Source organism: Pseudomonas sp. D3-10 (genome assembly GCF_051132175.1).
Classification (GTDB): Bacteria; Pseudomonadota; Gammaproteobacteria; order Pseudomonadales; family Pseudomonadaceae; genus Aquipseudomonas.
Window position 1 is genome coordinate 4,172,687 of record NZ_CP071668.1, and the last position, 13,258, is coordinate 4,185,944.

Below are 13,258 nucleotides of genomic sequence, written 5' to 3' on the forward strand. Positions count from 1 at the left end.
AAATAAATCTGTCCCCTTTTTTCCTTGTCCCCTTTTTTCCTGCTGGTTTCACTCTATTGATCGCGAACCATACCGATATGCAGAAAACGTGGTCTATCCCCGTTTTCCTTCCTTTAAACTTTTACAAGCTCATAAAGCTGCGTTCTTAGCATGTCGAACTCATTGCTCTCCGCAATCAATACCTGGCCACGACTGTAAATAACTACATCATTCAGAGATCCCATTCCACCATACATAGACATCAGCTTCGACGAGGCAAACTTCGGATCGCTGTCAAAATTCTCTCGAATTCCCTCAAGATTAGCCGCCCATCCTTCATCGCCCGCTCCGACGCGGAGAAGCTCAATCATTCGTCTTAGAGTCAAATCAATTTTTTGTAGCTTCATTTCAGTGGACTCGAACTGATTACTTGGACCCCATCGATTAACCAGGGTTTTTGAACTACGATTTGCTGCGTTCCACCAACGTAGAACCCACCTTGCGATCCAACCTCACCAACATATACCTTGGTGCCTGCCGGTATCTTTATCTCAAAAGTGGTGTCGAGCGGTGATTTCGCACCTCCTGACCACTCCGGCAGAACGGCCTTGTCGATCCTGGTCTGTGAAACACCAGATGGCGGCTCGGTGCTAAAAAATTGCCCAAGTGGCTTATCCACAGTACCAGCTCGGTAAAGAACGGTATCCTTTTCGAGCGTTACAACGGAGTAACGTCCGCCAGAAAAAGTTTCTGCAATATTATCGGCCAATGGTCCAGGCTTGATTGCGGAGTACGTACCCTCTACTAGCCCAAAGTTTTTTGCCCCCAACACTAAAGCATCAGCAACACCAGCCGCAGCAAGCCGCCTAGCCAGCAAGGCCCTTAATACCGCAGGCGCCCCCGTAACTGCAAGCGCAGCATCCAAATCCCAGGTAACCCTTTCGATCCCACCGCCGACTATAGTTGAAACCCTTTGCACCAGGTCGTCGAACTCTTGCCGGCTACTGGAAACTCCAGCGATTTCCCTAAGATAAGTGACGGCGTCCCGACCGAATTGCTCCCTCCAAGCCGTGGGAACGATCTCAGGCTCATTGGCCCAATTGTTGTTGCTGGACCATTGGGAGGCGGTATTGAACAAGGCCGGATCAACAAACTGAGCCGTCGTCGCCTGAAACGCATGTACCTCGGCGCCGTTGGCGACAATTGTGCGGCCATCACTCCATGTAAGGGCAGTGTTCCGAGCAGCTAGGCTTTGAATGCTACTGGTCGCCTTTAACAAGTCTTGCGCAAGATGCTGACCTTCAGGGTTGCCCGGGGGAAAGCTGTTTACCAGTGCCTGCAATCGCGCATTTTCGGTAGCATCCACTTGAGCATTGGCCGCGAGGAGCAGTACCTCTTCCCAAGACATATCTGACTTGGGCTTGCCCAATTTCTCTTCTAGAGCCTTCGCCTCATCAGCAAGCGCTTTTTTCTCCGACGAATGCAACAGCCGGTTATAGGAAGTCGCACTGCCCGCTACCCATGACCCGGTCTGAAGGCTCTTCGCATCCCCTCCCTGCGCGGCGGCTGCAAGCACGCCTACTATTTGGGAGTTCATCACCAGAAGCCGATTCTTCTGTTCCAAGGTCATCTCGGTGTACTGCTCGGCCAAGCTATCAATCAGCAACTCATTGACACCCGCAGCCAATGCGCCGGTTTTGAAATCACCGCCGGCCGCCTCAGCGGCCAGTCCGCCCATGACCGCGTGCAAGCCAACCTTGGCCAGCCCCCCTTCTTTCAAATCGAATTTCTTGCCAAGATCCCCAACGAGATTGAATCCCGCGGCAGCAAAGGTATTCGCCAAACTGGAACGCAGGGCATTATCGAACTGACTGTCACCACCCAGCGCCCGGTCCAATAGTGTTGACGTACCGTTCTGCAACAGCTGGTTCGCGCCGAAGCGACCGATGCCTTCCAAACTTCCTAAGCCGCCTTCGGCAATTACCTTGCCTGCATTCGGCAACGCCCCCTCCAGCGAGGTGGTGGTACTGGTCATCTTGTCGAAGATGCCGGCCGTCAACCCCGCCGTCACCCCCGACACGACATAACCGCGCAAGGCATCCGAAGAAGTTACATCCTTGAATACGGCCCCCAGATTTCCACCGTTATTGATAAAGCTGACCGTGGCGTTGCTCGCAGCCCCCGTTGCGACAGCTGTGAGCGCCACGTTCGCCCAACCTGCGGCCACGGTTGACCCAGCTGCCGCGCCACCGGCCACCGCTGATGTGGTGGCTGTTCCGGCTGCTGCAAAGGCTGTACCTGAACCAGCAGCAGCGGTGCTTCCGGCCATAGTGCCAATCAAGCCACTGGCAGCACCCGCGGTGAAATAGACGACAAGGATCGCGATGATCATCTGCACAGCCGGCCCCATGCCGGAGTGGCTGTATTTATAAGAGTCGTGGACTTCCCTGACCTTGCGCCAATCCACATCGCCGCGCTTCTCGGCTTCGGCCAACCACGCCAGTTGCGGGTCCGCATCGACCATGGCTTTGATCGATTGATGGACGCTTTCTTGATTGACCTGCTTGATGTCGATGTTCAACCCATCGACAGCTTTGATCGCAATGGCACCGGCAGCAACCATCTGCGTCTGGCGCAGTGTTTCGTCGGTATTGCCTTTGCCCGACATCGAGCTCCAGGCCATGCTGCTTTTGCTTTTTGCGTGGTCCTCTTTATGCAAATCCTTCACGGCTTCGAAGGTAATCGAACCGCCACTGTCCAGCGTGATGTCCTTGCCACTTTCAAGCTTCGCCACCTGATATCGCTGGTCATCCCCGCTCTTGATGACCAGATCGCCCCCCGTCGTGATCTCACTCCCAATGTTCTTCACATCAGTCACTTCATCACGCTGAGTCTTCTTGCTCCCCCAACTCCCCTTTTTCTTCTCGTCATACAGTGAGTAATCGCTGTTCTGCGCCGCGATCAACCCCAGTTTCCCCCCCGCCACCAGGTAGGCCTCGTCACCCGCCGTGATCCGGCTGGCGACCATCATCAGGTTCTTGCCCGCCGCCAAGGCAACATCGCCGCCGGCGGTGATTTGGGCCTTGACCTGCCGGACATGGTCTTCCTGGATCGTCAGCTTCTTGCTCTTGTACAGAAAGTGCTGTTCATCCGCCGCCGAGCTGATGTTGACGTTCTCGGTCGCGGCCATGTCGACGTCGCGCTTGGCGTCGATCTGGCTGGCAACGACATTGAGGTCCCGGCCGGCCGTAGCCGATACATCTCGCCCGGCGCTGACGCTGGCGCCGTACTGGGTGATGGTGCTGCTGTTGCGGTTGACGTCGCGGATCAGGTTGTCGACGGTCTGCGCAGCGACGAGGTTGACGTCGTTTCCGGCATTCAAGCGGATGTCGCGCCCACTTTGCAGGGCACCGCCGATGTTGTTGAGGCTGCCGCCCGCCGAGAGGCTCAGGTCATTGGCGGCTTCGATGCGCGCCGCGCTGTCGGCGAAATCGTTGCGATCCTGGACCTGGCCGTAGGCAATTTGCGATGACGTCACCGTGCGCTCGTTGACCACATCCCCCATCAGCGCCGTGGCAGAGACATCCCGACCGGTGATGATGCCACCCGCCCTGTTGACGAGATGGTTGCCGGCCAAAAGGTCGAGACGCTCACCTGCTTGCACCAAGCCGCTGTTGACCAGATTCTCCCCCGCCGAAGCTGACAGGTTACTGGTCGCCTTCAGCGTACCTACGTTAGCCAGGTTCTTGCCGGCGACCAGGTTGAGGTTGTTGCCCTCAATCAACGCCCCATTCGGCGAGAGGCGGTTGTTGGCGTTGGCCAGGTACAACACCGGCACCAGGACTTGCTCGCCATTCACCTCGGCACTTTCCATCCAGACGATGTCGTGGGTCAGGGCCGCGACTTGTTCGGAGGTGAGGCTGACACCCACAGCCAGATCAAGCTCTGTTTTGCTGGCGATGGCGTTGTTCATCAGGTACTTGAACATGTCCTCGTTGGAGGTTTGTCCGTCGATGAAGCGCTGGCCGGTGCGAGCGATCACGGCTTCCTGGATCAGCTTCTGTTCATAAAAACCATCACCCAGGCGTTTGGCGCTTTCGTCCGGGTCGTAGCCGAGGTTCTCCAGCAGGTAATCCGAACTCATGAACTGCTTGAGGTCAGTGAGCAGCGGATTGGTTTCGATCAGGTATTTGTGCGGGTTGGCCGTCACGGTGCGCGTGGGCAAGCCTTGGACACGGTTAACGGTGAGGTCGGTCGTTCGTCCGCCCGCCGTGTCGGCATCGATGGGGTCCATGTTGCTAGCAGACGGTGGCGTAACGTTGCCCAGCGCAAGATCCCGCACTTGACCTACAGGCAGCGCTTGCTGGCGCTGGGCCGGGCTCAGGCTTGCGCTACCCAAAGACCAGTTCTGCGGTGCGCTGGCAGCCGAGGTACCGCCACCCTGCCCGCTCAGGCGAAACAGGCCATTTTGCCCAGTCGGCAAGCTGAACCCAGGCAGGCTCACCGGGTTGACTTGCTGTTGAGACAGGTCGGCCGGTAACTGACGGTTAAGCAACACAACCGAGGGGTGGGTCGCGCTGTAGACACTTGTGTTGGCGGAGCGGCCCGTCACGCTGGAAGAAGTGTTCAGGACGACCAGGCTGCTGATGTCGTTGGATGCGGTGAGCTTCGCAGTGCCACCGGCTTGAATGATGGCCGCTGCGACCGATGCCCCATCGGCCTGGACAGCAACCGGCCTGTTGATGCCGTAAAACAGAGAGGGATCGAACTTGCCGACCAGTTCGTTGAATGCCACGGGATCGAACGGTCCGGAGCGCGGGTGTTTCCTGTTGTAGTCCTTGACCTCATCAATGAGTCGATAGAAATACTCACCGGTGATCCAAGTGCCCGCGCCTACTTCATGGCCGGATGTTCCGGAAGCCGAAAGCGCAGCCTTGTTGGTGATGTTGGTACTGGTGATGGACAGGTCGTTGGCCGCCGACACCACACTGTATTGGTTCAGGAAATCTGTGCTGTTGACGGTCAGGTTGCGTCCGGCCAGCAGCGTCGCGGTTGGCGAGTCCTCGCTGACAACGCTTTCTACGGTGTTGTAGATAAACACCGGGCCACGCACTCGCGGGGTATCCGGACCGTCGCAATGTTGGACACACCGGATGGTCATATAGCCGCCGGTGACCTGCTGCGCCATGCTGAACTTGTCGCGCTGGTTGACGATGTTGTCAGCGGCCAGGGTGATATCCCCTCCAGCTTCAATGCTGGCGGAGCTATTGAGCACGTTTTGAGCCGAAGTGCCTGCTGTGGCTCCGCTGACCAGCAGATTGCCCAGACTGTAGACGTCGGCGTAACGGTTGGTAAAGGACGCCGTCCGCAACTCCATGTTCCGCCCGCTGAACAAGAACCCACGACCGCCATCCGGTGCTTGGGCGTTAAGCAGGGCCTGGGTTGTAACCGTCAGATCTCTGGAGGCCGCTATCGCCCCATAGTTGCTGACGTTGGCTGCCGTCACGCTTAGATCATTGGCTGCTGACAACTGCCCGTAATTGGTCAATTGCCCGCCAACTTTGATAACGGTTGTCGCGCCGCCCGCGATGCTTGCGGCGTCAGCCAACTCCAACTGCCCGGCGTCAGCGGTCAGGTTGCCGAGACTGGTCATTCGACCGCTACCGGAGTATGTCCCGCCAAGCGTCAGCACCAATGTGCCGTCACTGGCCAGCAGTCCGTCGTTGCGCCAGTTACCTCCGCTGCCCACAAAGGCCGTTGTCGCCAACGATTGTCCCGTCGCGGTCTGGGTGAAATTGTTGACATTGACGTTCAAGGTGCCGGCTTGGAGTACGCTGGTGTTGGTCCAGCTGTCAGCGTTGAGTGTCATGGCTCCGTGCGTAACGAAGCTACCGCCGGCATTGACGACATTGTCGGTGGCGACACCAAAGGTGCCGATGCCGATGTGCAGGACGCTGCCATCGGCATTAAGCAAGTCGCCCACACCCAAGCTCAAATCGGTATTGGCGCTTTCCAGCACACCACTGCGGTTATCGAACAAACCACCGATCTGGAAGTTGGTTTTGCCGCCGGTACCCAACGCACGGATCTTTCCGGTCTGGTTGTCCAGGCTCCTAGCCTTGACCGACAAGGTGCTATCGCTCTCGATGATGCCCAGTCGGTTGTTCAAGGCGCCGGTCAGGTTCAAGTCGATCTGGCTGCCGGCGATCTGGCCGTCGTTGTCGCCGCTGTTGTCAAAATCGTTGGCCGTAACGTTGACTTTGCCTTTGGCGTAGAGGCCACCGTTGCGGTTGTCGAAGTTACCGGTGGTGATGACGACGTCGCCGGTTTGGGCCGAGATGCGTCCGCCGTAGTTGTCCAGGCCACCCAATGCGATAAGGTTCAGGCGCTGGGCCTGGGTGATACCGCCCTGGCGGTTGTTGTTCAGGTCGTAGCCGTTTCTCAGCACGCCGGTCAGGTCGGTTTTCAGCAGGCCTTGCAGGCTGGCGAGCACGCCGCCGCGGTTGTCGAGGTTGCTCGCTTCAACGCTCAGCTCACCGGTCTTGGCCTGGATGCGGCCGCTCTGGTTGTCGATGTCTTGATCGACGACCAGGGTCAGGTTGCCCTGGCTTTGTACGGTGCCCTTGCCGTTGGCGAGGCTGTCGGCGTCGATTTGCACGGCACCGTTCTGGCTGTAGATGAGGCCGTCGGCGCTGTTCTGAACCGCGCCGGCGGTGGCCAGGACGAGTGCGTCATTGGCCGCGACGGTGCCGCGATTGCGGTTGTCCAGGCCGCCGATGAGCAAGGTAAGCAGGCTTTGGCTGGCAATCTGGCCGCCCTGGTTGTCGAGCTGCGTGGCGCGCTCGACCCGCAACGGCCCGGTGCTGGCAAGCTTGCCGTTGGTGTTGGTCAGAACGCCGAGCAGGTCCAGGGTCACGGCGGCATTGCCGATCAGCGTGCCGCCGGTGTTGTCCAGGGTGGTGCCGGTGAAGGTCAACGCTTGTTGCGCGTTGACGGTGCCGTCCGCGTTGCCCAGGGTCATGGCGTTCATGACCAGGGTCGTGGCGCTGTCGATCAAGCCACCTTGGGCGTTGTTCAGCAAACCACCGGTGACGGTCAAGGTCTGGTCGGCGCCGCTGGACAGAATCCCGCCGCGGTTGTCGATGCTGGCCGCGGTGACGGTGAGTTTTTTCTTGCCGGCCAATGCGCCGTCTGCACTGTTGAGCAGCGCACCGCTCAAGGTCACGCTGACGTCTTCGTCGCGGCTCGACAGCGTGCCGGCGTTGCGGTTGTCCAGGCTCGCGGCGCTCAGGTCGAGGCCTTTGAAGCCCGACATCAGGCCGCCCTGGTTGGTTACGTCGCGGGCCTTCACGGTCAGCAAACCGTTGCTGATGAGTTTGCCGGCGCTGCTATTGAGATCGCGAGCCGTCAGGTCGAGGTTCTGGCTACTGGAGATTTCGCCGCCCTGGTTGTCCAGGTCCCGCAGGTTCTTGAGGCTGAGTACACCGGCGGTGGTGATAAGGCCGGCGCCGTTGTTCAGATCGCCAGTGGCGGCACCGAAGTCGATGGCGATGGCGCTGCCCAGCAACGAACCTTGCTGGTTGTTCAAGTCGCGGGTGCTGATGGTCAAGGCGTCAGTGGCGTTGATCAGGCCCTGGTTCTGGTTGACCAACGGACCGGTGAGTTTCAGGTCGAGGTTGGCGCGGCTGGTCAGGGTGCCGCCGCTGTTGTCCAGGCTGGCGGCCTCGACATCCAGCACGGCGGCGGCGATCAGGCCCTTGAGGTTGGTCAGGGCGTTGTCAATGCGCAGGGTCATCGCCTGGTTGCTCAGCAACTTGGCGTTGTCGTTGATCAGGTTTTGCGCGGCCAGGGTGAACGCCTGGACGCTGGAGATTTCACCCCCAGCGTTGTTGACGCCCTTGAGGTTTTTCAGCATCAGCAAGGGGGCGTTGATCAAGCCGTTCTGGTTGTTCAGTTGCCCTTGGTTCAGATCAAGACTCAGCGACGTGTCGCTGAAGAGTTGGCCGCCCTGCTGATCGAGGCCGGTGACGCTGGCGGTCAGCGCGCCGCTGCTGGCGATGCGTCCGCCGTCCTGGTTGGTCAACTGTTTCGTGGTGAGTTCGAGGTTGGCGCCGCTGCTCAGGCGTCCGGCCTGGCTGTTGTCGAACGCGCCGGTTTCAATAGTGACCGCTTGCTTGGCGCTGATGCTGCCTTGGTTGCGGTTGTCCAGGCTTGCGCTTTTGAGGATGAGACCGGCATCGGTGACGATGCCGCCGCCCTGGTTCAGCACGGCGTTATCAAGCGTGAGCGCCAGTGCCCCAGCACTAGAAACGCTGCCCAGGGTGTTGATGAGGCTGGCGGCGGTAACGTCGAGCGCCCCTTCGGCGCTCAAGGCGCCCTTGGCGTTGTTCAGGTCGCCGTCGAGGTGCGCGGTGAGGTTCTTTTGGGTCAGCAGCGAGCCGCCGCTGTTATCCAGCGTTTCGCCGGTCAAGGTCAGGCCGGTCTTGCCGGAGAGCAGGCCCTTGGTGCGGTTGAGCACGTCCTGCACCGTCAGGGCCAATGCGCCGTTGGCGATGACTTGACCGCCGTCGCTGTTGTCCAGCGCGTCGCCGGTCAAAGCAACATCGCCGTGGCCAGACAGTTCGCCGCCACGGTTGTCGATCGAACCGACGTTCAGCGTCAGCGTGTCGGTCGCCCCGACCATCCCTGCCGTGCGGTTGTCCAGCGAGGCGCCGGTCAGCGTCAATCCGCCGAGGGCGATCATCTGGCCGCCCTGATTGTTCACACTGTCGATAGTGGCCGTGACGTTGGTTTTGCCGGCGATCTGGCCGGCGCCGTTGTTGAGGTGGGTGGCCTCGATGTGCAGGTCACCGTCGGCAATGATCGCGGCGTCCCGATTGATCAGTTGACCGTCCACGGTCATGACCAGGACGCCACGGCTGCTGATCAGGCCATCGGTGTTGTCCAGGCTGGCGCTGTGGGCGTCGATGGATTGGGCGGAAACCAGCCCCTTGATGTTATTGAGCGCCTGGTCGATACGCAGGGTCAGCGCCTGGTTGCTGATCAACTTGCCGTCGCGGTTATCGAAATTGCGGGCCGCCAGCGTGAACGCCTGGGCACTGGAAATCTCGCCGCCACGGTTGTCCACGTCCTTGAGGTTTTTTAACACCAGGAGCGGCGCGTTGATCACGCCCTTGAGGTTGTTCAAATGGCCGTTGTTGAGGTCCAGGGTCAAGGCTGTTTTGCTGAACAGTTCTCCGCCCTGCTGATCCAGGCCGGTGATGCTGGCGGTCAGCGCCTTGTCGCTGGCGATGCGACTGGCGGCGCCGTTGTTGACTTGGTTGGCGGTGAGATCAAGGGTGTCGCCGCTGACCAGATAACCGCCGGCGGTATTGTCGAATGTACCCGTGGTCACACGGGTGGCGCCTTTGGCGCTGAGCAGGCCGTTGCTGTTGTCGAGGGCGGTGCCGGTAACTTCAAGGGTGGCGGCACTGGACACTTCACCGTCGTGGTTATTCAACTGGCCGACATTAACCGTCAGGCTATCGTTGCTGCTCACCACGCCTTGGGTATTGAGCACTTTGTCAGCGGTAACGCTCAGCGCGCCGTTGCTCAGCACCCGCCCCTTGTTCTGGTTGTCCAGCGTCCCGGCTTTTACCGTGGTGGTTTGTCCGGCGCTGAGGGTGCCGCCCTGGTTGTTCAGCGTTTGCGCAACATTCGCCGTCAGGTTACGGCTGGCAACAATGCTCTTGCCGTGGTTATCGAGTGTATTAGCCGTAACACTCACATCCCCCGAAGCATTCCGCGTGTTATCCCCATTCACCCCGGCTTCAATAATGCCGTTGTTGCTCAACTGCCCACCGGCATTCAAAACAATCCCATCGCGCGCCGCCAACGTTTGCCGGTTGACCAAATCCCCTTGAGCCTGCGCATTCAACGTCGTACCGGCGTAAACCGGTCCCTTCGCATCAAGACTCGTAGCCTTGACGTTAACCGCCCCGCTGGCCGAGGTATCGACCATGCTCAAATGCCCATTGGCATCGAGCTGGATATCCCCGCCACTGGCAATCAACTTGCCGTCCAGCTTCACCCCAACCCCGGCCTCGGTGCCGACCAGCTTGATGGCCCCGGCATACATCCCGCCGAGGGCCGAGGAGTCGATCGCCAGTTCCGGCTTGGCGCTGCCATCGTCGGCACGGGCCGTGGCATTCAAGGTATCGGCGTTGACGTCGTTGCGACCGGCCACGATCGTCAGGTTCTTGGCCTGGATTTCGGCATTGATCTTGGCGCTGCGAGTGATGATTTCGAAATGGTCGACGTTGTTCGCGTTGAGCCCTGCGCCTTCGATGGCGACGCTGCCCTGGTCCACCTGGTAGCGATCCAACCGACCGTTTTCCACCACCGGTTTGCCGGTGCTTAAGGTCACTTTTGGGCTGTTGATGAAGCCGCAGCCGTTGCAGGTGATGCCGTAGGGGTTGGCAACGATGACGTGGGCCGATTGCCCCGCCACTTCGGTGTAGCCGCGCAGTTGGCTGGGATTGCCGCCGTTGACTTCGTTGAGGATGGTCGTGGCGGCCGTGCCGTTGAGATTCGGGTTGCCGAGGATGATTCCGCCCAGCTGCGTGGATTGGGTGCGGGACGTGGCGTTGTTGAGGATCACGCCGTTGCCGCCAACGTTGTAATCCTTGAATTTATTGTGTGACAGGCCGCTGCCATTGGGCTTGGCGATGTTGACGATGGGCACGCCGTTGCCCGCCCGGTCCAAGCCGGTGCCGGGCGCGCTGACCACGATGCCGTCGGCCTGGGCCCACAGCGGTTGCCAGAACATGACGTTGGCCAGCAGGAACGCCAAGCCGCGCTTGGGCATGCCGAGAAACCGCTCACGGCTCTCCACCACAGCAGAAGGTTGGCGGGTCAGGAAGGCGTAATGGCGGTCGTCCATGATCGGGTCTCGTTGCAGCGGATTAGATGGATAGGTCGAGGCGGAAGTAGATCGGCGCTTCGCGCTCGGTCAGGGCATCCGGGCGTTCCAGGGAATGGGCGAAGGTGACGCTGGCACTCAGGTGTTGACCGCGGGCAAACAACTCCAGGGAATTGCTCGACATGCGCCCGTGTTGATCACCGTTGTAGCGATCGCCCCGGATCACGCCCTGGTCATAACCAAGGCTGGTGCCGTACTCGGCGAACACCGGGCGCAGCCATTCCAGGGTCACCGGACGGCTCCAGCGCAGGTCGTTGCGCCAGTAGCCACCACTGTCCCCCGCCAAGGATTGATCCTTGTAGCCACGAATCGATGATTCCCCGCCCAGGCTCATGCGCTGGGGGCTGAACAGCACGTCCTCGCTGCGCTGGCCGGTCATCAGGCTGCTGAAGCTGAAGGACTCTCCCCCTATCTGGAACGGTTGCAGATAGCTGACGGTGGCGGTGTATTTACGGTAGCGGGCGTCGGCTTGGCCGGGGCCTGGGTCGTTGTCGCCTTGGGCATCGAAAGCACCGATGCCTTGCTGCACACCCAGGTCCAGGTTGACGAAAGCGTTGCCGACCCGGCGACCGTGGTTGATGCCGAACTGGCCTTCGCTGAGGCGATTGCTGCTGACATCGAGTTTGCTGTCTTCGATGTAGCTGTTGGTACGCAGGTAGGCCAGGCCAGTGTTGAGAGCGGTTTTGCTCACCGCATCGCGGTGGATCACCCGTTCGACACGCAACTGATGGTTCTGGCTGTCGCCGGTCTGCTTGAAGTTGAAACCGTTGGCCGCGATCTGCGAGCGGTATTCGCTTTGGCTGTAGGTGTAGCTGACGTTCCACCAGCCCCAAGGCAAGTTGTAATAGAGCATGGCGTTGTTGGAGGTGTGCTGGTGGTCGGTCATCGCATCGTGACCGCCGCGCAACATCAACTGATCGGCCAGCCCCAGCGGGCTGTCCCATTCAAAACGGGTGCCCCACTGCTGCTCGCCGGTGCTGCGCTGGCCGTCGTTACTGCGGGACAGGCCGGCGCGCCAGGGCTTTTGCGGATCGTTGGTGACCAGAACTTCGCTACCGCCAACGTTCTGGCCGGGGGTCAGCTCCATTTTGGCCTGGTTCGACGGTAGGCGATTGAGCTGGTCCACCAATTGTTCAATTTCCCGCAGGTTGACCCGTTCGCCGGTCTCGCCGGGAAACGCCATCGCCAATTCCCGCTTGGACAACCCACTGTTCTCGGCGCCCTTCAGGCCTTCCAGTCGCCCCTCCACTACCAACACGCTCAGGTGCCCGCCGGACAAATCCTGCTGAGGCAGATAGGCACGGCTGGTGACCAGGCCTTTCTCGATGTAGTAGTCGGTGATGACTTTGAGCAGTTCGTTGAGCTGCGGCACGCCCAGGCATTGGTCGATATAGGGCTTGAGCAGGCGCTCGCGCTCGCTGGAGGAAAGGCTGTCGGCGCCCTTGAGTTCAATGGTTTTGATGTGGAAACAACGGGTGTTGGCAGGTGCGGTCGGCTGGGCAGGCTTGGTCTCCTTGCCCGGCAGATCCTTGAGCTCTTCGAGGCGCCGACGCTGATCTTCGAGCAAGCGATTCTGGCGTTCACGGATCAGGTCGGTGTCACCGGGAGTTGGAGCGGCGTGAGCCAGGGAAAGCGGAGAAAGGCACAGCAAAGCCACGCACAACCTCGCCCAAAAGGCGGGTGAGAACATGTTCGATCCCTCGACAAAAGCAATATCAAAATAGTGGCGCGATATTAATGAGCCATCATTTTGACGTCAACCAACCGTGCGTGCTTTGAGTTGATCGAGGCGTTCGTTCATCTGTAATCAAGCTGGTGCCGAAAAAGCGAGTTCCGCCACGCCCTAGAACGCCGCCATGGCGATCAAATGAACTTTCCAACGCAGCCCAGCCTCAACCGAATATCCGCCCATCAAAGGAACACGAGGCCCGAGCCATGAAAACCTTCCTCAAACTCACCCTCGCCGCCACCCTCGCCTGCGCCCTGCCCGCCTGGGCTACGTGCACGCCTGAAGAAGCCACCATCAAGCGTGAGCAGCTGGCGGACAAAGTCGCCAAGCTCACCGAGCAGGACCCATCCAAGGCAAAAGAGATGAATGAAGAACTGCAGGCCATGAACATGGAGACATCCAGCAAGGACGTGCCGGACAAGTGCCAGTTGATCGACAAGCGTCTGCAGGAGTTGGAAGAGGCGCAGAAGAAGGCGGAGTGATGAGTCGGGCACGACCCGCTTTTGTGGCGAGGGAGCTTGCTCCCGCTGGGCTGCGCAGCAGCCCCAATAAAAGCCCCCCGTTTGCTCCTGGCACACCGAGTCGGTGGT

At 59.8% G+C, this 13,258-nt stretch carries 4 protein-coding genes; 1 reads left to right on the forward strand and 3 read right to left on the reverse strand.

Annotation, left to right across the window (positions count from 1 at the left end):
* Positions 1-113 precede the first annotated feature (113 nt).
* The 3 genes from J3P90_RS18695 to J3P90_RS18705 are packed head-to-tail and all read right to left on the reverse strand — an operon-like array spanning position 114 to position 12,629.
* Positions 114-386, reverse strand: coding sequence for a DUF6966 domain-containing protein (locus tag J3P90_RS18695; RefSeq protein ID WP_434675207.1), 273 nt, complete (start codon positions 384-386; stop codon positions 114-116).
* A complete protein-coding gene (locus J3P90_RS18700) occupies positions 383-10,900 on the reverse strand; it encodes a filamentous hemagglutinin N-terminal domain-containing protein (protein WP_434675208.1) in 10,518 nt (3,505 codons plus the stop codon). Before J3P90_RS18700 ends, J3P90_RS18695 begins: the two co-directional genes overlap by 4 nt.
* A 22-nt stretch (positions 10,901-10,922) precedes the next feature.
* The gene (locus J3P90_RS18705) at positions 10,923-12,629 is read right to left on the reverse strand and encodes a ShlB/FhaC/HecB family hemolysin secretion/activation protein (RefSeq protein ID WP_434675209.1); all 1,707 of its coding nucleotides are present in this window, start codon (positions 12,627-12,629) and stop codon (positions 10,923-10,925) included.
* A 245-nt stretch (positions 12,630-12,874) separates the two neighbouring features.
* On the opposite strand from J3P90_RS18705, the gene J3P90_RS18710 reads away from it, so the two are divergent.
* Entirely contained in the window at positions 12,875-13,150 is a 276-nt protein-coding gene (locus tag J3P90_RS18710; RefSeq protein WP_434562903.1) for a hypothetical protein, read from the forward strand.
* The last annotated feature ends 108 nt before the right edge of the window (positions 13,151-13,258 follow it).